Consider the following 22,268-nt stretch of genomic DNA (forward strand, 5'->3'; position numbering starts at 1 on the left):
TCACGTCTACGGTGCCTGAGCATACGTCCACGCATGGCCCCCCAGCGGCCTTGCTACAATCGTTCGCACAAAAACACTCCGGGGATATCCATGAAACACATCGCACTGGCAACGGTTTGCCTGATATTGGCGGCCTGCGCCTCCACACCACTGATCGTTGAAGGGCGCTTCCTGCAGATCGGGCCCGCGGACGCCGCATTTTCAGAAATCCCGTTCGAAACCCGTGGCACCTGCGAGATGGTCTTGAAAGAGATGCCTTACCGCCAGCGCAAGATCAGCCACTGCGCGGCCAGCAGTGCAAAGCTGACTTACGGTTTTGACAGCAAGCCGCCTCTGTTAGAACCACTTGTCATTTCCGCACGCAGCATGGAAGCCTGCGAGAAAGCACGCGAAGGCAGCTTGAAATCCGAAGCCAAAGGCAACGGCAAGGTCTTGTCTGAATGCCACAAACTCTGATCGGACACCCAATGCGCCACTCTCTTTCACTCGCGCTGCTATGTCTCACGCTCAGCGCCTGCGGCGCCAAGATTCTGCGTGCCGACGGCCCCTACCTGCAGGTCGGGCCGACCGATGCGCCACTGAATGAACTGACCCTGCCGGACAAGGAGCATTGCGAATATCTGATCGGCATTTTCGGCAACCAACCTGTACGCTGCACGGCGGAGTCCATCAAGCTGCCATTTGCCGGCAAGGTCCACAACGATTTCTGGAAACTCTCGATCGCGGTCACCGGCCGCACACTCACGGCCTGCAGCGAAACCCTCAGCCGGATCGGCAAGAGCAAGGGCTGGGACATCGAGGAGGCCTGCGTTCAGGTGGGTGAGCCGATTGCAGCAACAGCGGCCAGCGTCGATATGGACAAGCCAGCATCACGCAGCACCCTTAGTCCAAAGAGACAAACGCCCGCAGCTCAGAACGGCCAAGCGGCCACTCCCTGATTCCGGCAGGCACAAATCGGGCAGAATGCTTGCTCCCGCCCGCTGCTGCCGGAGCCCCTGCCCATGCGCTGCCCTGCTGCCCTACTGACCCTGCTGCTTGTACTTGCCGGCTGTGCTGCCCCCACGCCTTCCAGACCGGCACTCAGCATCGAGCCGGGTCGCCTGCCAGCAGCAGATCTGGCACTGGACATTCCCGGCCTCGGCCCCTGCACCGACAACCCGGATCGCACCCTGCGCATCCGTAGTGGCGAGCCGGTCAACATCATGGTGCATGGCTGCTTCGGCTCCAGCGGTGAATTCCGCTCGCTAGCCCAGGTGCTGGCCTTCCACGGCCAACAAAGCGCCTGCTTTACCTACGATGATCGTGCCGCGCTGGACGACAGCGCCAGCGCCCTGCGGCGTGCCCTGCATCTGCTCGATGAGGGTGGCAGCCGCCCGGCCGTCACGGTGATCGGTCACAGCCAGGGCGCACTGATTGCACGCCGGGCGCTGAGTGATCAGCCTCTGACCGAAGCCTTGCCAGCAGGAGGTAGCAAGGAACTGGTGACCGTCTCCGGTCCCTTTGCCGGCATCAAGGCTGCCGCGCCCTGCGGTATAGGCTGGCTCCGCGTCGTGACGCTGGGGCTGATGCCGGCTTCCTGCCACATGGTCACCGGCGCCAAGTGGGCGGACATCACCTGGTCCTCACGTTTCATCCGCCAGCCCGGTGGCCTCGCTACGCAGGTGACTCGCCACCTGAAGATCGACACCGACGAGCGCAATACCTGCCGCCGTTTTGAAGGAAGCCGCTGTGTGGAGAGTGACGAGATTTTCGCGCTCGCCGAGCAGCAGCAGCCTGCCGTCGATGGTGATCCACGCACCACACGGCTGGAGTTGCAGGCCGGTCATGTCGAGATCATTGGTGATCGTGAGGTGGCGCCACTCAAGCTGATAGCCGCCCTGCAAGCAGAAGGCGTGATCCGGCCCACCCCGATCACGCAGCGCCCGGCCTTCCGCCAATTGCTGGCGCAAGTCTATGGCGATGCACGCCTGGTGGCCGCCCGCCCCTGAAACCCCACTCCCGCGTTCCAGGCCTGAGTCAGGCCGTAAGCATCGCCATCGCCGCCGCGCGCCGGATGCGCGCTTCATCAAGCAGGCGGTTCACCAGTTCGTGATCGGCACCGGCGAAAGCTGCCTGGCGACGGGCAATCTGCTCTTCGAGCGACACGGTGGAGAAAGGATTCGGCGTACCAGCGGCCGAGTTGGCGAGAAACAGGATGTCCGAAAGCTTGCGCGGCGGCCAGCTGCCACTGCACTCCTCCTGCGCGTCGAGCGCGTCGGTGATGGTTTCCGGCGTACCGAGCGACTGCAGCACGGCCTGGCTCACGCGCCGGTCCCAGTACAGGATGAACTCAGCCAGCTCGCTCTGCTCTTCGAGCAGCTCGGGGAATTCGTGCGCACGCGCCAGGAGGTAGAACTGGCCGATGTCATGCACCATGCCGGCCAGCAGCGCGGTATCGGGCACCGTGCTGTCGAGCTGGATGGCAATCGCGTAGGACAGCGAGGCCACGTCCAGCGAATGCCGCCACAACTGGTCAGCCAGGCGCCACACCGGCGCAAACTCCTGAGCCGTAGCCAGCTGATCGCCGATCACGGCCAGTGCCAGGGTACGGGCGTTATTCACCCCCACCCGCATCAGCGCGCGCTGCACATCCGTCACCTCCACCCCGGCCGGGTTGAAGAAGGCCGAGTTGGCCATGCGCAGCAGCTTCACCGAGAGCAGTGGCTCCAGGCTGATCACCCGGGATACCGACGTGAGGCTCGAATTCTGATCATCCAGCGCGCGCCGGATCTTCATCGTGGCCTGCATGCTGGTCGGGAAGACCAGTTCACCGCTCTTCAATTCCTTTTCGATGGCGGCACTGAAAGCCGCCCGTCGATCGCCTGTTTCCGCCATAGTCCAACCCTCTCGCGCCGATTTTTGCCGCTCTGCCTTATTGACGGCAGAATGGCACCTGAACTTCAGTATTTGCCTCCAGGACTCGAAAATGACCTCTCCCCTGCTCGATTTCTCCTCCCTGCCCCGTTTCGATGCCGTCACCCCGGAAGAGGTCGGCCCGGCCATTCGTGAGCTGCTGGAAGCAGGCCGCGCCCTCATCGCGTGCCAGACCGCTCCTGAAGTGCCAGCCACCTGGGATGCCTTCGTAGCCCCGATGGTGGATGCCGGCGAGCGGCTGTCGCGCGCCTGGGGCATCGTTGGCCATCTCCACAGCGTGCTCGACGTACCGCCCTGGCGCGATGCCTACAACGCCCTGCTGCCGGAAGTAACGCGCTACTACTCCGAGCTCGGGCAGAACCTCGCCCTCTTCGCCAAGTACAAGGCCCTGCGCGCTTCGTCAGAGTTCGCCCGCCTGAGCAGCGTGCGCCAGCGCATCATCGAGAATGAGATCCGCGATTTCCGCCTCTCCGGCGCCGAGCTGCCCGAGGAGCAGAAGCCGCGCTTCCAGACCATCCAGCAGGAACTGGCGGCGCTGGCCGCCAAGTTCTCGGAGAACGTGCTGGACGCCACCAATGCCTTCACCGAGCTGGTCAGCGACGAAGCGCGTCTGGCCGGCCTGCCGGCCGACGTGATCGCCGCCGCACGCAATGAGGCCGAGTCCGCCGGCAAAGAGGGCTGGCTGTTCACCCTGCGCATGCCCTCCTACCTGCCAGTGATGCAGTACGCCGAAGACCGCAGCCTGCGCGCAGCCATGTACCGCGCCTCGGCCACCCGCGCCTCGGAGTTCTCGGCAGAGCTGGACCACCCGGAATGGGACAACGCGCCGAACATCGCCCGCATCGTCGAGCTGCGCCGCGAGCTGGCCGGCATGCTCGGCTACCAGAGCTATGCCGAAGTCTCGCTGGTGCCCAAGATGGCCGAGTCGCCTGCGCAGGTGCTGGCCTTCCTGCGCGATCTGGGCGCAAAAGCCAAGCCCTTTGCTGAGCGCGACATGGCCGAGCTGCGCGCCTTCGCCGCCAGCGAACTGGGGCTCGCCACGCTGGAAGCGTGGGACGTGGGCTATGCCGCCGAGAAGCTGCGCGAAGCGCGCTACAGCTACTCCGATCAGGAAGTGAAACAGTACTTCCAGGAACCCAAGGTGCTGGCGGGCCTGTTCGGCGTGGTCGAGCGCCTGTACGGCGTGCAGATCCGCCCGGATGCCGCGCCGGTGTGGGATGCCGACGTCCAGTTCTACCGCATCGAACGCGGCGGCCAGCTTGTCGGCCAGTTCTACCTCGACCTGCATGCCCGCGCCACCAAGCGCGGCGGCGCCTGGATGGACAGCGCCATCACGCGCCGCCGCACCGCTGCCGGCGTGCAGACCCCGGTGGCCTACCTGGTGTGCAACTTCCCCGGCCCGGTCGATGGCAAGCCCGCCACCTTCAGCCACGACGATGTGCAGACCCTGTTCCACGAAGCCGGCCACGGCCTGCACCACCTGATGACGCGCATCGAGGAGCTGTGGGTATCCGGCATCTCCGGTGTGGAATGGGATGCAGTCGAGCTGCCGAGCCAGTTCATGGAGAACTTCTGCTGGGAGTGGGACGTAATCCAGGGCATGACGGCTCACGTCGACACCGGGGCGCCGCTACCGCGCGCGCTGTTCGACAAGATGCTCGCCGCACGCAACTTCCAGAGCGGCATGCAGACCGTCCGGCAGCTTGAGTTTTCGCTTTTCGACCTGCGCCTGCACCATGACTGGGCTTTCGATCCCGCGGCCGGCGTGCAACCGCTGCTCGACGAAGTGCGGCGTGAAGTGGCGGTGAATTTCCCGCCGGCGTGGAACCGCTTCGCCAACAGCTTCAGCCACATCTTCGCCGGCGGCTACGCGGCCGGTTACTACAGTTACAAATGGGCAGAGGTGCTGTCGGCGGACGCCTTCGCGGCCTTCGAAGAAGCCCGCCCAGCCGGCGGCAGCGTGTTCGACAGTCAGGTGGGCGAGCGCTTCCTCACCGAGATCCTCTCGGTGGGCGGCTCACGGCCGGCGCTGGAATCCTTCCGCGCCTTCCGCGGCCGTGATCCGGAAGTGGACGCCCTGTTGCGCCACAGCGGCATGATCGCCGCCTGAAATCCTGCAAGGAGGCAGCATGAAGCATTCGAAGATTCTGTTGGTCATTGCCCTGCTGTGCCTTGCCGGCACGGCGAGTGCCGAGGTCTATCGCTGGACGGACAAGAGCGGCAAGGTGCATTACTCCGACACCCCGCCCACGGAGACCGAGGCCCAGACCCGTCGCCTCTACGACAGCAGCATTGAGCAGGAAAAGCTGCCCTACGCAACGCGCCAGGCAGCCAGTCGCTTCCCGCTGGTTCTGGTCACCGGCGAAGGCTGCGGTGAGCCCTGCAAGCTGGCGCGCGACTACCTCGGCAAACGCAAGGCGCCCTTCAGCGAGAAGTTGCTCAAGACCCAGGAAGAGATCGACGCCTACAAGCTCCAGACCGGCAAGAAGGAGTTCAGCGTGCCGACACTGATGGTCGGCAGCCGGGTGCTAGACGGTTTCGAGCCGGGCACCTGGGGCAGCGAGCTGGATCTGGCAGGCTATCCGAAGTAAGCCGCCCACCAGAACTTTCTCAGCGTCATCTCCCGCAGCGGGCCATCCGGCCCGCTCCCGCTTCCCTGCATCGGCGCCCCGCCGCAGGCAGGAGGCGCTCGCGCGTCCACAGGCAGAGCACCAGGAAATCCCCACCATCATCACTCCAACCGAATATTTGTAATCCTTTGCATTGTTCAATGGCTGGATTTAGCATATTTGCCACTAATATCGATTTTATACTTTGGTATTAGTCGCAAATAACTCCAGGGCTCCCGAAAGTCCGCTCGAACCAACAGGGAACAACAACGATGAACAAGAAGAGCAGTCGTAAGAAGGGCAAGCTTCATCCCGGGCTTCTGCGCGAGACCATCGTCAAGAGCGTGGAACTGACCCGCTATGCTATTCGCAAGGGAAAACCGGACCCGAGCAAGCCGGTAATGACAACCGGGAAGAACCTCGCCTTTGTCGACAAAGGCGTCTCCAGCTGGCGTTTCGAGCTATCGGACCCGCATGCGATCCGTCCGGTGGCTGAACGACCGCCGATGGTGAAGGTGGAGGCACGCTGGTTCTCAACGCAGGAAGCGCTCGAAACCGGCATCAAGGTAGTGAGCGGCGGCAGCGCCAACGTGTTCGGCGCGATGGGCTGCCTGCTGGTGCCGGAAGACTTCAGCATCCCGACCGTCATCGCCACGCCCGACAACGTCGGCTACTACGGCCTGCAACTGATCGAAGCCGGCAGCGATTTCGTGCTCTCGTCGCCCAAGTACGAAATCGCCCTGATGGAGTACGACTACACCAAGGACTACAAGAAAGACTTTCTGATGAAGGTCCACGGTGGTGGTGGCATCTTCGTCGAGACCCACGACTTCCCGCACATCCATATCCCGACTTCGGAAGCATGCGGCGGCTACATCGTGATCGGCAAGCAGATTGCAGAGGAAGTCTTTCACTTCACCGCCTTCCAGATCCCGTATGGCTATGCGCTCTACACTCCGAGCGGCACGATCCACGGCGATGGCACGCTGGTCGGCGTGTATGCGCTGACCGTGGCGGACTCTGCGCTGGCCAGTGCCAACACGGTGCTGGTGTATGACAAGGACAGCCTCGAGATGGCACGCAATGTGGTGCCGGACTGGCGGCCAGGGCGATGAGCGTGCCTGATCCTCGCCCCCATCCCGCCCCCTTCCTGCCAGCCGACCAAGTCACGACGCTGCCGGATCTGGGCGTGCCTGCGCAGACGCAGTTCGCCGGCTACGCCTCGATTCGCCCCCAGCCCGGTGGGCCGGATGATGAGGCCTTGTTCTACTGGTTCGCCGGCACGGCTGACTACAAGAACAGCCCGACCATCCTGTGGTCCAACGGCGGCCCAGGCTCCAGCAGCTTCTGGGGCCTGTTTATCGAAAACGGCCCCTTTGTGTTCAATGAAGACCAGAGTGGCAGTTTCAGGATTGCCAACAATCCAAACGGCTGGAACCAGGTCGCGAACTATCTGGTATTCGAGCATCCGCTCGGCGTCACGCTGTCCTTCGCGAAGGATGAGAAAAATCTCCCGCAGAACGTGAAGCAAGGCATCGATCAGCTCTACCAGGCGCTGATCAATTTCATCCGCCTGCATCCGGAAATCGCGGCCAATCCGCTGATTCTGGCAGGCGAATCCTACGCCGGCACCTATCTGCCCCTGCTGGCCGAAGCCATCCTCACCGGCAATCAGGTGCCGGGCAATCCGGTGCTGGATCTGCAGACGGTAGTACTCGCCGATGCCTGGGTCGATCCGATGACCCAGATGGCCACTGACACCAGCTATGCCCTGAGCCACGGACTGATCACGCCGGAGCAGAAGCAGACGCTCGATACGGACTATGCGCACAATTACCCGCAGATCAATCAGGCCATCCAGCAGCTCTGCGGCCTCTACATGGCGAATACGGCGCAAACCGAGGACCCACCTTTCCAGCCAGTACTGGACTACATCAACCGGGCAGACGTCCGCGCGGCGATCCATGCGCCCGCGGAGCCTGTCGTCACTGAATCGTGGTCCGCAGCAATCGGCAATCTGTATGCGTTTGGCGTGAATGACTCGTATCTCGGTACGGTACAGAAGCTGCTGGACGGTGGCCTGCAGTTCATCATCGTGTCTGGCCTGAATGATGCAAAGGACTGCAACTTCCTCGGCACCGGCGCGTGGCTGCGCCGCCTGCAGGGCGACAGCGCCGCGGCCTTCCAGCGCGCCTCCACGCAGCAATGGAAAGATGATCCCCAGGGGCCAGTGCTGGGCTTCATCCAGGATGGCGGCGGCCTCAGCTGGATCAAGGTGCTGAACGCTGGCCATCTCGCCGCCCACGATCAGCCCCGCCTGATTGGCGCGTTGCACAAGTTGAGCCGAGCATGGTCTTTGCATGCAAAGAGCCCCGATACCTGCGGCCCCGGCTAACCCCACCACCTCTGAGAAACTCCGGCCATGGACTACATCGACAACTTCAAGCCCGCCCAAAAGATCGAGCCCAGGGATGACGACTGGGGGATCTACAAGACGCTGCTGGAATCGACCAATGCGATCCCCTGGAAACTCAACTGGGAGACCAAACAGTTCGACTATATCGGTCCGCAGATCGAAGCCTTGCTAGGCTGGCCGCAGGAGAGCTGGCTGGGCGCCATGGACTGGATCAACCGCATCCATGAGGAAGAGCGTGCTGCCATAGCAGCCTTCTGCATCCGTCAGTCGGAAGAAGGCATCGACCATGAGGCGGACTATCGTGCGCTGAAGGCAGACGGAAGTTTCGTGTGGATTCGCGATGTGGTGCATGTGATCCGCGACGCCAAGGGCAAGACGACGGATCTGGTCGGTTTCATGTTCGACATCTCCGAGCGCAAGCGGATGGAAGAAGAGCTGCTCTCCCTCAACGAGAAACTGCAGGAGATCTCTCGGCGCGACGGGCTGACCGGTATCGGCAACCGCTTCCTGTTCGATCAGCACCTGAAGAGCGAATGGGCGCGTGCGCAGCGCAGCCAGTCGCCGCTGTCCCTGATCATCTTCGATATTGATTTCTTCAAGCAGTACAACGACAGCTACGGTCATTTGCAGGGCGACGAGTGCCTGCAGCGCCTCACCCGCGCGATCACTGGAATCCCGGTCCGCTCAACGGATCTCTTTGCCCGTTACGGAGGCGAGGAGTTCGTGATGCTGCTGCCCGACACGCCCAATGAGGCCGCTGCACTGATCGCGGAAAGGTGCCGTCAGGCCATTCTTGAGTTGGGCATCCCGCACCGCGGCTCGGTCTGCGCGCCCTCGGTCACCATCAGCCTGGGCGTCAGCACCTTGGTGCCAACGTCCGAGATGGCTCCCGAGGCACTCCTCGAGCATGCGGACAAACTGCTCTATCAGGCCAAGGATTCGGGGCGCAATTGTGTGTGCGCCGCAGCGTGCCCGACGGGCCCTGCCGGGCACTGAAGCGCCAGCGGCACTTCAGCCCGGCACAGCCGTAACAGGGCCCGAAAGGCGGCTCGCCAACACCTGGTCCACCCGATTGCGGTCGATGTCGACCACTTCAAATTCCCAGTCTTCCCACACGAGGCGTTCGGCCTTGCGCGGGATATGCCCCAGCGTAGCGAGCACGAAGCCCCCCACGGTGTGATAGGTGCCCATCGAGTCGATCGGCAGCTCGCGCAGGCCCAGCTTGTCGCGCATCTCATCGATTGGCAGCAGGCCATCGAGCAGCCAGGAGCCATCGGGGCGCTCCACCGCCAGCGCTTCGTCCGGATCATCCGAGAAGGGCATCATGTCGCCCACCAGCGAGGTCATCAGATCCCCGAGTGTCACGATGCCTTCGGTGAGGCCGAACTCGCTGACGACAAAGGCGAAGTCCGCCCGGCGCTGGCGGAAGGTACGCAGCAGATCACCAAGGGTCAGACTGGAAGGCACGAACAAGGGCGGCTCCAGCGGCAGCGAGCCGAACTCGATCCGGCCTTCGAGCGAAGCCTTGAGAATGTCATGGCTCTGCACGATGCCGATCACCTGCTGCACATCCCCCTTGCATACCGGCAACTGCGAATGCGGCGACTCGACCATGCGCTTGAGATTGTTCTCCTGTGAGTCGAGCAGATCGATGTACACCACGTCGCTCACCGGCGTCATGATGGTCGCCATGCGCCAATCCTCAAGGCGCACCACATTGCCCAGCAGATGGCTTTCCTCACGCTGGATCGAGCCGGTGCGCTCGCCCTCGGTCACGAAAGCGAGGATGTCTTCCATGCTGGTCACAGCCGGCGCGGCCTGCACCGGCAGCAGCGCAATCACGCGGTCAGCCAGGAAGGAGAGCAGGTAGATGGCGGGCGACAAGGCACGGATGAAGAGCGTCATCATCGGAGCCAGCGAGGCTGCCAGGCGCTCCGGGTAGGCCAGCGCAATGCGCTTGGGCACGATCTCGCCAAACACGATCGAAGTCGCCGTCACCACCACGATCATGCAGCTGAAGGCAATCATGCCGTTCCAGTCCATCAGCGCCGGGGCATGCAGATCAAGCCAGCGAACCAGCTCGCTGGTCAGCGCCGATTCGCCATATACGCCCATCAGCAGTGCCGCGGCGGTGATGCCGGTCTGCGTAGCGGCCAGCAGGCGGCTCGACTGCTCCTTGATCGCCAGCGCGGCCACCGCGCCTTCATCGCCGTCTTCCGCCATCTGCATCAGGCGCGCGCGCCGCGCCGAGGCAAAAGCCATCTCAGCCAGTGAAAACAGGCCGGACACCGCAATCAGCAATACCAGAATCCAGAGGGCTGTCATCGGAAAGCGTCTTCGTGGGAGTGCTGCATTCTAGCCCGCAGCCGCAGGCGAAAGCGCCACTCGGCCAAGACGCTGGCAGAATGGCCGCCCTCATCCCCACCCTAGCTCCCCCATGCAAGCCTTGCTGGACGCCATTGCCCACACTGATCTGCCCACCGATGCCGGTCGCATCTTTCACGGCCGGGGTGGCCTGCACCCGGGCTGCGAACACCTCTCGCTCGACTTCTACCCGCCGGTCTGGCTGCTCACCAGTTTTCAGCCGCTCGAAGAGGCGCAGCTCGGCGTCGTGCACAACGCACTGGCCACCCGCGTGGCCAGCCTCGCACCGGGCCAGGCGCTCAACTGGATCTACCAGTTCCGCCAGGATGCCCGCGCCGAAACCCGCCTGATGGCCGGCAGCGTGCCAGAGCCGCATATCGTCAGCGAAGACGGCGCACGCTACGGCGTGCATCTGCTGCGCGGCCTCAACCACGGCTTCTTTCCGGACATGCGGGAAGCCCGGCGCTGGCTGCGCACGCATCTCGCGGGCCACAACGGCGGGCACGTGCTGAACCTCTTCGCCTACACCTGCTCCTTCTCGGTAGCCGCCCTGCAGGCCGGCGCGGCACGCGTAGTGAATGTGGACATGAGCCCGGGCGCGCTGGCCATCGGCAAACGCAATCACCAGCTCAACGGCCTGGAGCGCGGCGCCAGCTTCCTGCCGCACGACATCTTCACGTCCTGGGGCCGGCTCGGGCGGGAAGGGCCGTATGAAATCGTGATCGTCGATCCGCCCAGTTACCAGAAAGGCAGCTTCGTGGCCGAGAAGGACTACATCCGCCTGCTGCGTCGCCTGCCCGGCCTGCTGGCCCCCGGCGGCCACGCCCTGGTGTGCCTGAACGCGCCCAAGCTCGACACGGCCTTCCTCACCGAGCGCATGCAGGAGGCTGCGCCAGAGCTGGAGTTCGTGCGCCGCCTGGCCAACCCGGATGTCTTTGCTGACCAGTCGGAAGAGCGCGCGCTGAAAGTGCTGCTCTACCACCGCCCCGACTGACGCAAAGTAGCCGGCCAGGCTGCCAGAGATCACCCACCCCAGTCGCTCCTGCGCGAGGGCTCATACGCTAGCTCTGCTAGCCCTAACGGGCACAACTTTTCCGTCACAATCTAGGCGGTTGTCATCACTCGGATGCACTGGCACACTTCCCCGGTCAAAAACTAAAAGAACAAAGGTCCGCCATGCCCCACGGACACCCCCCCCAGAGAAAGATCGCACTACTGATCGCAGCGCTCGCGCCAGCCGCCGCCATGGCCGGGAATTGCGACAGCAATGGCCAGATCTTCTATGTCGGCAACACCGTCGGGCAGGGCCGTTCGGTCTGGCTCTCCGCGACGAGCGCCGGCGAATTCTCTGTCGAAGCCCAGGGAACCGAACGGGATCGCTGGAGCCGCAGCAACGCAGGCGCACACCTGACCCTGTCTGATGTTGTATCCCCGGGCAATGGGGGCACCCACAAGCTGTATGGCACAGACGGCAACAAGTCTTGCCAGCTCGACAGCCAAAATCAGAAAGGCGGACTCACGGTGCCGCCCAACTGGCGCCCGCCGGCAAGACCTCCGGTTGCCCCCACGCCGCCAATCGCGGTACTGCCCCCGGAGGGCATAAAGCCCACACTCCCGACCAGACCAACTCCGCCGATTGGTGTACTGCCACCCGAGGGCGTCACGCCGCCCCTCCCCAGCCGGCCGGCGCCACCGATTGGTGTGTTGCCACCTGAGGGCGTCACTCCTGGCCTGCCGGTCAGGCCCACTCCCCCTATCGCGGTGCTGCCACCGGAGGGCGTGACACCTACGCTCCCCTCCAGGCCGACGCCACCGCTTGGTGTGCTGCCACCGGACGGTATCACCCCGAGCGTGCCGGTCAGGCCCACGCCGCCGATCGGTGTACTTCCGCCCGAGGGCGTCACACCGTCTCTCCCCAGCCGGCCGGCGCCACCGATTGGCGTGTTGCCACCTGAGGGCGTCACTCCTAGCCTGCCGGTCAGACCCGCTCCCCCTATCGCGGTGCTACCTCCAGACGGCGTGACACCTACACTCCCCTCCAGACCGGAGCCACCGCTTGGTGTGCTGCCACCGGACGGTATCACCCCGAGCGTGCCGGTCAGGCCTACACCGCCGATTGCCGTACTGCCGCCAGAGGGGCTGCAGCCTGAGCGCCCACCTGCCCAGCGCCCGGATCAGGGCATGCCTCTAGTCATGACCCTCCCGTGTCACGGCCAAGCTTCCGCGCAGATCGACGCAAGCGCCCAGCGCCTCGATCCCTGCAGCGCGCCCGAGCAGCAGACAAACACGCAAGTGCCCCTGACGCCGGGCCGCGACTTGCTGGAGGACTCGCTCTGGAACTCATGGGCCGACGCACGCGCGCTCCGCACCAAGGATCAGCGTTCGGGTTTTGAAAGCAGCAGCCGGAGCGGCACCCTGACTTTTGGAGTGGACCGCCAGGTTCACAGCGGTCTGGCCATCGGAATCATGGCCTCTGCGCTCGACGCCGAAAGCCGGCGCTATTCCGGCTCCGTCACCCAGGAATCCAGCGGCTTTTCGGTCGGCCCCTACCTCTCCCAGCGCATTTCGGAGCACTGGTCCCTGTTTGGCAGCATGGGCCTCGGCTATCAGCGCGATGATCACCAAGTCGTCAGCCTATCCGGTGAAGCCAACGTACGACTTTTCAGCGCGAGCCTCAATGCCCAGGGCCAGCACGCCTTATCGGAAGAAAGCTTCCTGCGACCGCGTATCGGCCTCAGCTATCAGCACACGAAGACTGACTCCTTCATGCTTGCCGGCCAGATACTTGGCCAGAGCGTGAGCGTCGGTCTGGACGCACAACAGAGCGAGAGCTGGTCGGCGGAAAGTAGTTTCGAAATCAATCGGGAAATCAGGCGGGGCAAGGACCAGCTCTACGTGCCCTTCGCGGAATTCGGAGCCCGTTACACCAAACAGTGGCCCAATTCGGCCAGCAGCAACGTGTTGCAGTCCGACTATGCCGAATGGCTGGGCTTCGTTCGTCTGGGCGGCCGCGTTTCGCTCGGTGCCCGCACACAGATCGAACTCAATGCCAGTTATCAAAGCATCGGGGTCAGCAAACTGGATAGCTGGGAGGCCGGGCTGTTCCTGTCGCACGCTTTCTGACAACCTCATGCCCCGCCTGCATCGACTGCCTTTCCTGTGCCGGACACAGCCAAGGCAGTGTGCCCAACTGCCGGCCTGCCACAAGCAAATCATCACCGGCGTAGCCGGATGACTGCACCACCCTCAACACCCTTGCGCCGCAAAGAACACGAGCCGCCATGAAAATTGCCACCTGGAACGTCAACAGCCTGAAGGTCCGCCTGCCGCATCTCATCGACTGGCTAGCCAGCGAACAGCCCGACGCCGTCTGCCTGCAGGAGCTCAAGTGCGAAGACAAGGCCTTCCCGCTCGCCGAGATCGAAGCCGCCGGCTATCACGCGGTGTTCAACGGCCAGAAAACCTACAACGGCGTGGCCATCCTCTCGAAGCTGCCGGCGCAGGACGTGCAGCGCGACATCCCCGGCTTCGCCGACGAGCAGAAACGCATCATTGCCGCCACCGTAGGTGATGTGCGCATCATCAGCGCCTATGTGGTGAATGGCCAGGCCGTGGGCTCGGAGAAGTTCGCCTACAAGATGGACTGGCTCGCGGCACTCACCGCCTGGATCAAGGATGAGCTCACCCGCCACCCGAAGCTGGTGCTGGCCGGCGACTACAACATCGCCCCGGAAGACCGCGACGCGCATCCGGACTGGAAGGACGAGATCCACGTCTCCACACCCGAGCGCGAAGCCTTCCGCCGCCTGCTTGATCTGGGCCTCGCGGATGCCTTCCGCCTCTTCGAGCAACCCGAGAAAATCTATTCCTGGTGGGACTACAGAATGATGGCTTTCCGCCGTAATTTCGGCATGCGCATCGACCACCTGCTGCTCTCGCAGGCCTTGGTGCCGCAGGCCACGCGCTGCTGGGTGGACAAGGCGCCGCGCAAGCTGGAGCGGCCTTCCGATCACGCGCCGGTGCTGGTCGAACTCCTGTAGAAGCGAGGCGGGTTTTCGTAGGGCGGACTTCAGTCCGCCGCCACACTCCGCGTGCGACTGAAGTCGCACCTACGTTGCACAGCTTTTTCGTGAGAACCCCCATGCGCCAGCTGCTCTGCCTCATCGCCTTCCTGAGTCTGCCCGTCTTCGCGCAGAGCGACGCGAATCTGGTCGCTACGCGCAGTGCCGAGTTCAGCCAGAAAATCGCCAACACGCATCCGCGCCTGCTGCTGCGCCCGGCCGACCTGCCCGCCCTGCGTGCCTTCCTGAAAGACTTGCCGGCGCAACCGGACGGCGCCACGCTCGCGAAGCTGGCCCTGCCCGCGCTGGACAACAAGCCACTGATCCCCGAACCCCGCGCCGTGAAGAACGGCACGAGCGAGGGCACCCAGCTCTGGCAGGCCGGCTACAAGGCCGCCAATGACACCGCCGCCTGGGCACAACGCTACGCGCTGGCCTGGCTGCTCACCGAAGACCCCGCCTACGGCCGCGAAGCCGCGCGCTGGCTGCTGCATCTGGCCAGCTGGTCGATCGACCGCGACACCTATCGCAGCAACGACGAGCTCTTCATCCAATCCCTGCGCCCCATGCTGTTTGCGTACGACGGGGCTCATGGCGCGCTCAGCGAAGACGAGCGCAAGACCGTGAGCCGCGCGCTGATTGCACGCATGGAAGTGCTGGCGAGTCAGGTTCAGCCCAAGTTCAGCCTCACCCGCCCGACCGTGCCGGACAACTCGCTGAGCCACCCGATGCGCTTCATCTCCACGCTCGGTCAGGGCGGCCTCGCGCTGCTGCACGAACACAAGGCTGCAGCGGACTGGCTGGCCTGGAGCCATGAGTACTACCTGCGCCAGTTCCCAGTGTGGGGCGGACCGGCCGGCGGCTGGGCCGAAGGGCTCAACTACTGGAGCACCGGCATCACCCAGCACCAACGCTTCCTCGAAGGCATGGCCCTGCTGGGCTTCAGCGAACCGCTGGCCCGCCCCTTCTGGCGCAACACCGCCTACTTCGGCGTGTACAACCAGATGCCCTATGGCGGCTCTTTCTTCGGCGATCTGAACAACATCGCCAACCCCTCCGGCAGCATCGCGCTGATCCTCGAAAAGGCCGCGGTGCTGAATGCCGACCCCTACCCGCTGGCCTATGCGCGCCTGCTGCGGCAGAAACCACCGACCAGCTTCGGCTACTACACCTACGATGGCATCGACGCCTTCCTGCAACGCTTCCGCACCGGCCAGGCCGCGTTGCCTGACGTGAAGCTCACGGAGCTGCCGCAGAGCCGCTATTTCGACGACATCGGCGTCGTCAGCATGCACTCAGCACTCGGCTCGCCGGACGACATCATGCTGGCCTTCCGCTCAAGCCCACAGGGCTCGGCCTCGCATGGCTTTGCCGACCAGAACAGCTTCGTGCTCAACGCCTTCGGCCAGCCGCTGGCGATCAACTCGGGTTACCGCGAGTTCTACGACAGCCCGCACCACGTAGGCTGGAGCCGCCAGACGAAATCCAAGAACGCGCTGCTCTTCGGCGGCGAGGGCCAGCGCATCAAGGACGCCTCGGCCAGCGGCACGATCACGCGCTTTGCCGATGGCGCCAGCTTCAGCTTTGCCACAGGCGACGCCAGCCGCGCCTATTCCCCGCATGCCGAGCGCGCTCTGCGCCACGTGTTCTTCGTCAACCGGCGCTACTTCGTGATGCTCGATGAAGCCAGCGCAGCGGAGGCGGTGAAGTTCCAGTGGCAACTCCATGCCCGCAGCGAAATGAGCCTCGTGCCGGAGCGTGGCGAGATCACCCAGCAGCAGAAGGATGCGCGCCTCACGGTGCGCTTCCTCAGCCCGGCAGCGAGTGCCCTGACGATGCGCCAGAGCGACACCTTCGAACCGCCGGTGGGCGCCAGCTACCAAGCGAAAATGCCGAACGAATGGCATGTCACGACCGAAACAAGGTCGCCCGCGCAGCAGCAGGATTTCCTCACCCTGCTCTATCCCTGGCGGGCAAACGAAGCGGGTCTGCCCAATGTGCAGACTCTGCCCGCCAGCAAGGGCTACGCCGCCCGGATTGGCGATGATCTCGTCCTGATCGCCCGCGAGGCCGAGAAGCAGGTCGAGGCGGCGGGCTGGCAGCTTGCCGGGATGGCCGCCAGCTTCAGCAGCGAGAGCGATACGCTGCGCTTCAGCCTGATCGAAGCCCGCAGCCTGGCGGGCCCGCTGGAGCTCTCCGCCAGCGCAGCGCTCAGTCTGGAAGGCCTCCGCACGCCCCACGGGCTGAGTCTCTCCGCCACGCTGCGCGAGCCACTGAGCTTGCGGCTGCGCCCCGGCTTTGGCGTGAAAACCCTCAGTGGCGCGCAAAGCTGGCAGCAGCAGGCGGACGGCAGCGTGCTGCTGCAACTCGCTGCAGGGCCGCTGCAACTGAGTCTGCAGCGCTAGCCTGCTGACACCACGCTGTCAGCAGGCCCCGCGCAACATGACGTCTCCTCAACCGCAACAAGGAGTCTGTCATGCATGCCATTCACTGGTTTGAAATCCCCGTCGCCGATTTCGAGCGCGCCCGCCGTTTCTACGAAACCATCTTCGCCATCGAACTCAAGCCGGAAGCCTGCGGGCCGGACAGCCGCATGGCGATCTGGCCGCACGCAGGCGAAGCGGTAAGCGGCTGCCTGATCGAGATGGCCCAGGCCCGCCCGCACAAGGACGGGGTACGTATCTATCTGAACGGTGGCGACGACCTGGGCCAGGTGCTGGCGCGCGTCGAAGCAGCCGGCGGCATGATCGTGACGCCCAAGACCCTGATCCGCCCCGAGATCGGTTACTTCGCCCTGCTCTTTGATACCGAGGGCAATGTCATCGGCCTGCATTCAATGCACTGAGCGGCCTGGTGTAAGGTGCGATTCTTCAGCTATCCGCTCCACTCTGCCTGATGCGCCGCGCCGACCGCCTCTTCCGCCTCGTTGAACTGCTGCGTGCCCGGCGCCATGCCACCGGCCAGTGGCTCGCCGAGCAGCTGCAGGTGTCCTTGCGCACCCTGTACCGCGATATCCACGACCTCACCCTCTCCGGCGTGCCGATCGAGGGTGAGGCCGGAGTCGGCTACCGCCTGCGCTACCGGCTGGATGTGCCGCCACTGCTGTTCAGCCCGGAAGAACTCGAAGCCCTGCTGGTCGGCTCGCGCATGGTGCAGGCCTGGGGCGATGCGGAACTGGCGCGTTCGGCCGGCGCTGCGCTGGCCAAAATTCACAACGTGCTGCCGGAAGCGCTCAAACGCGAAGCCCAGCTCGCCCGCCTGTTCGTGCCACCGATCGGCGCAGATCTGCTCCCCTGGCTGCAGCCGCTGCGCCTTGCAGTACGCGAGCACAAGATCGTGCACATCGCCTATGTGCGCGAAGACCAGACCCCCTCACAGCGCCGCCTGTGGCCGCTGGGCCTGTTCTTCTGGGGACGCGCCTGGACCCTGATTGCCTGGTGCGAACTGCGCGAGGGCTTCCGCCATTTCCGTGTCGACCGCATCCAGCATCTCGACACCCTGCCCGTCCGCTTCCCTGATCTGCCGGGCCGGCGCCTCAATGATTTCTTCGACGAACTCGAAGCCAGTCATGGCGTCAGCATTGCGCGTGACTGACGCCGCAGCCACGGAAACCGCGCCAACTTTACTCCCCCCTCACAGCCGATAGGCCGCCACGATTTCGTGCATCTGGCGGGCCAGCTGATCCAGGGCACGCGCCGCGTCGGCACTCTCGCCTGCGGCGGCGCTGCTTTCTTCGGACATCTGGGCGATCTTCTCGACCTGGATCGCGATCGAGTTGGTGGCGGCGCCCTGCTCACGGATCGAGGTGGCGATTTCTTCCACGCGTTGCACCGCGTCGCGGCTACCGCTGCGGATCACCTGAATCGCCTGGTTGGTTTCTTCCGCGCCAGAGACGCCGGTGCCGACCCGCAGCACGGCTTCCTGCATGCAGGCCACCGCCGCAGAGGCGCTGCCGCGCATGGCCTCGATGGTGGAGCCGATCTCCTGGGTGGAGCTGCGGGTGCGCTCGGCGAGCTTGCGCACCTCGTCGGCCACCACGGCAAAGCCGCGCCCCTGCTCACCGGCCCGGGCGGCCTCGATGGCCGCGTTGAGGGCCAGCAGATTGGTCTGATCCGCTACTTCCTTGATCACGGCCACCACGCTGGAAATGCGTTCGCCATGTGCCTCCAGCTCGTGGATGCGGGCCGAGGAATCCGCGACGACCACGGCGATGTCATTGATGTCACGCACGGTCTGGCCGATCACCAGTTCGCCGTTGGCCGCCAGTTGTGCCGACGCATTGGAGAGCTGGTTCGCCTCCTGAGCGCGTTCGGCCACATGGTTGACGCTCACCGTCATCTCTTCGACGGTCGCCGCCATATCGGAAGCGGCTTCGCTCTGCTGCAGCGAAGCGCGTGCGACCTGTTCGGAGGATCCGGCCGTCTGGCTGGCGGCGGCGGCGAGGGACTGGGCGTTGCCGGCAATGGTCTGCAGATTGCCCTGCATGCGATCGATCAGGCGATTGATCGCCCCTGCGATGGCCCCCAGCTCGTCGCGCTGCAGTACCGGGATACGCCGCGTGAAATCCAGCCGGCGCTCAATATGCTCGACCGTATCCTGCACCGCATGCAGTGACACACGCACGCTGCGGATCAGCATGAAAGCCAGGCCACCACTGATGAGGGTCGCCAGCAAGGCCACGATCCAGGAGACCGTCAGCAGTAAAGAGGCCTGACTGGAGGCCGCCTGCACCATCCGGTCCGCCTGCCGATGGTTGTACTCGCGATGGGCCTTGATCGCCTCCGAAACCTTGTTGCCCTGCGCCACGCCGATGCCGGTGAGGGCATCGCGGGCGCCATCCACATCGAAATCATCGGACTTGGCCAGCACCTCGTCGCGCACGCGATCGTAAGTGGCCACTTCCTTGCGCACCGCCTCGAGCAGGCTGCGGTCCTCCTCGTCGACCACCATCTCCCGGCTGTAACGCTCGAAGGCGGCATCCATGCGCTGACGTGCTGCCATGATCGCAGCGCGATCCTCCTTCTTCTTGGTGTCATACAGCTCGGTGACGTGCACCGTGATCAGGCGCCGCACGGCCAGGAAATCGCGCTCGATATCAGCCACCAGCTCCATGCTTGGCAGCAGGTTCTGCTGGAACTGCTCAAGGCTCTGTTGCGGGGCTCTGGCGGCAAAGAAACCGGCCAATGAAACCAGGAACAGGGACAGGATGGATGCGCCGCTCATCACGAGCAGGCGGCTGGATACGCTGAGGTTCATGGCCGTGGGGAATGCACAGGAGTCAAAGGAGAGGCCGTATCTGCGTCACGCTCAGGGTGACAAAGGAAGCGGGCCATCAGGTCCTAACGGCCGGCCACAGCCAAGCTTGAAGCCACCCGCGCCTTACTTGACCCAACTCAAAACGCTAGCGTATGCAGCCTTCGCTCAGCGGACCAGGCGCCACATCCCCGGCAGCCGCGCCAGCAAGGCCACACCGGCGGCCGAGAGCAGCAGCACCAGTCCGCTGAGCAGCGGAATGCCCAGTGCCGGATGCCAGTGCAGGGCCGTAAGGCCGGCTTTCGACAGACCCAGCAAACACAGCGGATGGACCAGGTAGATGCCGAAGGAAAGCGGCGCGAACTGTGCGAGCCACCCGGCCCAGGCCTTCCCCGGCAACAGGCGCAGGCCCAGCATGAAGGCACAGGCGCCCATGCCCAACACCAGCGGGTTCGGGTAGGCATACATCCACTCAATGGCCTGTGCTCCCAGCAGGGGCAGCAGCAGCCCGGCGCCCACAGCCACCCCAGCGCCGGCCAGCAAAAAACCGGCCCACAGCCAGCGCACAGGCGGCTGGGTTGGCTGGGTGAACAACAGCCAGCCCAGCAGATAGCAGCCCAGATACGCCAGGCTGCTGCTCAGGAAAAATTGCTTGCTCCAGCCCAGCGGCACCTCAAGTGCCGCCAGCACGCTGAGCCCTGCACACAGCCACCACAACTGGCGCCGCGAGCAGCGCGCCACACAGAGGCGTAGCGCCGGCGTGGCCAGATACAGGCCCGGCAACATCCACAGATACCAGAGGTGGTAATAAGGCGTGCCGCGCACGAGCAAAGCCAGCAGGCCCGGCAGCGACCAGTGCGCAGCCTGCCAGGCCTGCAGCCCGAGATAGATCAGGCTCCAGCCGACCAGCGGCCACACCAGGCGCGCCGCGCGCTTGCGCCAGAAATGAGAGGCCGGCTCGCGGCGACCGAGCAGCAAGGCGCCGCTGAGCATCACGAAGACCGGCACGCACCCGTGCGCAAAGCTGTCCCACAGATTCGCGCTCCACCAGCTCACGGCATCGGACGCAGCGAGCAGGGCGGTCGCCGCCACATGCACGCAGACCACGGCCGCGGCGGCCAGCACGCGCAAACTTTCGAGGGCCGCCTCTGGCCCGCTGGAAGCGTGCGTGAGGCGCTTCTCAGTCACCGAAATTGAAGGGCAGGATCAGGACCATGTGATCGTAATCCTTGCTCAACGCCGGTGAAAAAGCGGGATAGGGCGCGGCCGCCTGCACGCTTTGCAAGAGCGCTGCATTCAGGGCCGCACTGGTATCCGGCTGGATCAGCTCGCTCGCCACCAGCCTGCCATCGGCAGCCACTTCCAGCGACAGCAGGCTCTTGCCATGGGCGACCTTGCCTGCCGCATCGCGCGGCACCCGCTCGCGCAATTCAGAGAGGATCTGTTGCAGGCAGGCCTCACGATAGAAGGCCAGGCGCGCTTCGCGGCTGCGCAGGGCCACGACGATGGTACGCGGCGCGGCGGCTTCAGCTGGCGGGCTGGCCGCCGCCAGTGGCGCCTCGTCAGCCCGGGCGGCCGGCAGCAGGGCGAGCAGCAGGAGGCTGGCGGCAATCAGTCTGGACATGTGTGATCCCTGTCAGCGCTCACTGCTCGACGCTGATCTCGTCGCGCGTGAAGTTCATGGTGCGCGCCAGCACCAGGATGTCGTAATCCTTGCGCAGCTCATCCGGGATGCGCGCATAGGGCGCAGCCAGCCGCACGATGCGCAGTGCGGCTTCATTGAGCTTGGGATTGGCGTTCGGGCGGGCAATCTCGGCGGATTCGAGCGAACCGTCCGGGCGGATCTCGACCACCACCATCACGCTGCCGTACATGGAGCCGCGCGCGCTGCGCGGAAAATTCACCTCGCCGATACGCTCCAGCTTGAGGCGGAAAGCTTCGCCGTACATGGCCAGCTTGTGTTCCTTGGTGCGCGGCGAGATGAAGCCCTTGCGCGGCCGCGAGGCGTAATCCTTGACGAGCTTGTCCACCACCGCCTCCTGGCGCGCGATGGCCTGAGCCGAATTCAGATCAAGGCCACGCTCGGTAGGCTTGGTTTCGCTAGGGGTTTCTTCGCTCTGCTTGGCCCGCTCGGGTGCCACCTGCTTCTTGCTGCCCTGCGCCAGGGCCAGCAATTCACGCTGGCGCGCCTCCATCTGGCGCACACGCTGCTGGGCTTCGGCCACGGCCTCGCCATCACGCACCGAATCCTGCGGCGGCAGCGGCGAAGTCGGCATGTGTTTCTGGTCAGCCTGCTCGCCCCCCCCATCGAGGTTGGCCTGAGCCAAGGCCTGCGCATCGCGCGGGGGCTTCTTGTGGCGGGAATTCACCAGCACCACCTGGAGGCCCTTTTCCTCCAGCTTCTTGAGGCCGCCCGGGGGCGCCACGAAATTCATCGCGCCGAACACGCCGTGCAACAGCACCGACAGCGCAATCCCCAAGCCCAGGGCATGGCCGCCCAGCCAGGACAGGGAACGGCCCCGCACCCGCTTGCGCGCCGGCTTGCCGGAAGAAGACGACTTAGCCGAGGCAGCAGGTTTCACCGCCGCAGCAGGCTTTTCAGCCTTGGCTGCTTTGGGGGTGGAGGGGCGGGGAGTAGCGGCAGACATGCGC

Annotated in this window: 21 protein-coding genes; 14 read left to right on the forward strand and 7 right to left on the reverse strand. The window is 64.6% G+C overall.

Going from position 1 to position 22,268, the window contains the following annotated elements; translation table 11 throughout:
• The first annotated feature begins 33 nt into the window (after nt 1-33).
• The 3 genes from Q3Y64_RS08540 (at nt 34) to Q3Y64_RS08550 (ending at nt 1,988) form a co-directional block, all read left to right on the forward strand.
• Complete coding sequence (locus Q3Y64_RS08540; RefSeq protein WP_303560960.1) at nt 34-456, forward strand: hypothetical protein; 423 nt, start codon at nt 34-36, stop codon at nt 454-456.
• An 11-nt stretch (nt 457-467) separates the two neighbouring features.
• Nucleotides 468-938, forward strand: coding sequence for a hypothetical protein (locus Q3Y64_RS08545; RefSeq protein WP_303560962.1), 471 nt, complete (start codon nt 468-470; stop codon nt 936-938).
• 63 nt (nt 939-1,001) lie between these two features.
• Nucleotides 1,002-1,988, forward strand: coding sequence for a triacylglycerol lipase (locus tag Q3Y64_RS08550; RefSeq protein ID WP_303560964.1), 987 nt, complete (start codon nt 1,002-1,004; stop codon nt 1,986-1,988).
• 28 nt (nt 1,989-2,016) lie between these two features.
• Here the strand turns inward: Q3Y64_RS08550 and Q3Y64_RS08555 are convergent, their stop codons facing one another.
• A complete protein-coding gene (locus tag Q3Y64_RS08555) occupies nt 2,017-2,874 on the reverse strand; it encodes an HDOD domain-containing protein (RefSeq protein ID WP_158239195.1) in 858 nt (285 codons plus the stop codon).
• A gap of 91 nt (nt 2,875-2,965) precedes the next feature.
• On the opposite strand from Q3Y64_RS08555, the gene Q3Y64_RS08560 reads away from it, so the two are divergent.
• From Q3Y64_RS08560 to Q3Y64_RS08580, 5 genes are all read left to right on the forward strand, one after another.
• A complete protein-coding gene (locus tag Q3Y64_RS08560; protein WP_303560967.1) occupies nt 2,966-5,023 on the forward strand; it encodes a M3 family metallopeptidase in 2,058 nt (685 codons plus the stop codon).
• 19 nt (nt 5,024-5,042) lie between these two features.
• The gene (locus Q3Y64_RS08565; protein WP_303560969.1) at nt 5,043-5,504 is read left to right on the forward strand and encodes a glutaredoxin family protein; all 462 of its coding nucleotides are present in this window, start codon (nt 5,043-5,045) and stop codon (nt 5,502-5,504) included.
• A gap of 290 nt (nt 5,505-5,794) precedes the next feature.
• Nucleotides 5,795-6,637 (forward strand): hypothetical protein, encoded by an 843-nt coding sequence (locus Q3Y64_RS08570; RefSeq protein ID WP_101942146.1) that lies wholly within the window; start codon nt 5,795-5,797, stop codon nt 6,635-6,637.
• Nucleotides 6,638-6,639: 2 nt separating this feature from the next.
• Entirely contained in the window at nt 6,640-7,917 is a 1,278-nt protein-coding gene (locus Q3Y64_RS08575) for a hypothetical protein (protein ID WP_303560972.1), read from the forward strand.
• A 27-nt stretch (nt 7,918-7,944) separates the two neighbouring features.
• On the forward strand, nt 7,945-8,934 hold the full coding sequence (locus Q3Y64_RS08580) for a GGDEF domain-containing protein (protein ID WP_303560974.1): 990 nt from the start codon (nt 7,945-7,947) through the stop codon (nt 8,932-8,934).
• Nucleotides 8,935-8,949: 15 nt separating this feature from the next.
• Here the strand turns inward: Q3Y64_RS08580 and Q3Y64_RS08585 are convergent, their stop codons facing one another.
• Nucleotides 8,950-10,263, reverse strand: coding sequence for a hemolysin family protein (locus tag Q3Y64_RS08585; RefSeq protein WP_101942149.1), 1,314 nt, complete (start codon nt 10,261-10,263; stop codon nt 8,950-8,952).
• Nucleotides 10,264-10,375: 112 nt separating this feature from the next.
• Between Q3Y64_RS08585 and Q3Y64_RS08590 the strand changes: the two genes are divergently transcribed.
• Nucleotides 10,376-11,296 (forward strand): class I SAM-dependent methyltransferase, encoded by a 921-nt coding sequence (locus Q3Y64_RS08590; RefSeq protein WP_303560977.1) that lies wholly within the window; start codon nt 10,376-10,378, stop codon nt 11,294-11,296.
• A gap of 508 nt (nt 11,297-11,804) precedes the next feature.
• Here Q3Y64_RS08590 and Q3Y64_RS08595 read toward each other — a convergent pair.
• The gene (locus Q3Y64_RS08595; protein WP_303560979.1) at nt 11,805-12,206 is read right to left on the reverse strand and encodes a hypothetical protein; all 402 of its coding nucleotides are present in this window, start codon (nt 12,204-12,206) and stop codon (nt 11,805-11,807) included.
• A 115-nt stretch (nt 12,207-12,321) separates the two neighbouring features.
• Here Q3Y64_RS08595 and Q3Y64_RS08600 point away from each other — a divergent pair, with 115 nt between their 5' ends.
• The 5 genes from Q3Y64_RS08600 (at nt 12,322) to Q3Y64_RS08620 (ending at nt 17,957) form a co-directional block, all read left to right on the forward strand.
• Nucleotides 12,322-13,425 (forward strand): autotransporter outer membrane beta-barrel domain-containing protein, encoded by a 1,104-nt coding sequence (locus tag Q3Y64_RS08600; protein WP_303560981.1) that lies wholly within the window; start codon nt 12,322-12,324, stop codon nt 13,423-13,425.
• A gap of 158 nt (nt 13,426-13,583) precedes the next feature.
• Nucleotides 13,584-14,342, forward strand: coding sequence for an exodeoxyribonuclease III (gene xth / locus Q3Y64_RS08605; protein WP_303560984.1), 759 nt, complete (start codon nt 13,584-13,586; stop codon nt 14,340-14,342).
• A gap of 101 nt (nt 14,343-14,443) precedes the next feature.
• On the forward strand, nt 14,444-16,768 hold the full coding sequence (locus Q3Y64_RS08610; RefSeq protein WP_303560986.1) for a heparinase II/III family protein: 2,325 nt from the start codon (nt 14,444-14,446) through the stop codon (nt 16,766-16,768).
• Between the two features lie 71 nt (nt 16,769-16,839).
• Entirely contained in the window at nt 16,840-17,208 is a 369-nt protein-coding gene (locus tag Q3Y64_RS08615; protein ID WP_303560988.1) for a VOC family protein, read from the forward strand.
• A 50-nt stretch (nt 17,209-17,258) separates the two neighbouring features.
• A complete protein-coding gene (locus Q3Y64_RS08620; protein ID WP_303560990.1) occupies nt 17,259-17,957 on the forward strand; it encodes a YafY family protein in 699 nt (232 codons plus the stop codon).
• A gap of 39 nt (nt 17,958-17,996) precedes the next feature.
• Here Q3Y64_RS08620 and Q3Y64_RS08625 read toward each other — a convergent pair whose 3' ends face one another.
• From Q3Y64_RS08625 to Q3Y64_RS08640, 4 genes are all read right to left on the reverse strand, one after another.
• Nucleotides 17,997-19,619, reverse strand: coding sequence for a methyl-accepting chemotaxis protein (locus tag Q3Y64_RS08625; RefSeq protein ID WP_303560992.1), 1,623 nt, complete (start codon nt 19,617-19,619; stop codon nt 17,997-17,999).
• Nucleotides 19,620-19,784: 165 nt separating this feature from the next.
• Nucleotides 19,785-20,804, reverse strand: a complete 1,020-nt coding sequence (locus Q3Y64_RS08630; protein ID WP_303560994.1) for an acyltransferase — start codon at nt 20,802-20,804, stop codon at nt 19,785-19,787.
• Nucleotides 20,797-21,240 carry an energy transducer TonB gene (locus tag Q3Y64_RS08635; RefSeq protein WP_303560997.1) on the reverse strand — a complete coding sequence of 148 codons (444 nt, stop codon included), beginning with the start codon at nt 21,238-21,240 and terminating at the stop codon, nt 20,797-20,799. The genes Q3Y64_RS08630 and Q3Y64_RS08635 overlap by 8 nt, the downstream gene beginning before the upstream one ends.
• Nucleotides 21,241-21,259: 19 nt before the next feature.
• The gene (locus tag Q3Y64_RS08640) at nt 21,260-22,264 is read right to left on the reverse strand and encodes an energy transducer TonB (protein ID WP_303560999.1); all 1,005 of its coding nucleotides are present in this window, start codon (nt 22,262-22,264) and stop codon (nt 21,260-21,262) included.
• Nucleotides 22,265-22,268: the final 4 nt, after the last annotated feature.

This window comes from Uliginosibacterium sp. 31-12, assembly GCF_030548425.1.
Classification (GTDB): domain Bacteria; phylum Pseudomonadota; class Gammaproteobacteria; order Burkholderiales; family Rhodocyclaceae; genus Uliginosibacterium; species Uliginosibacterium aquaticum.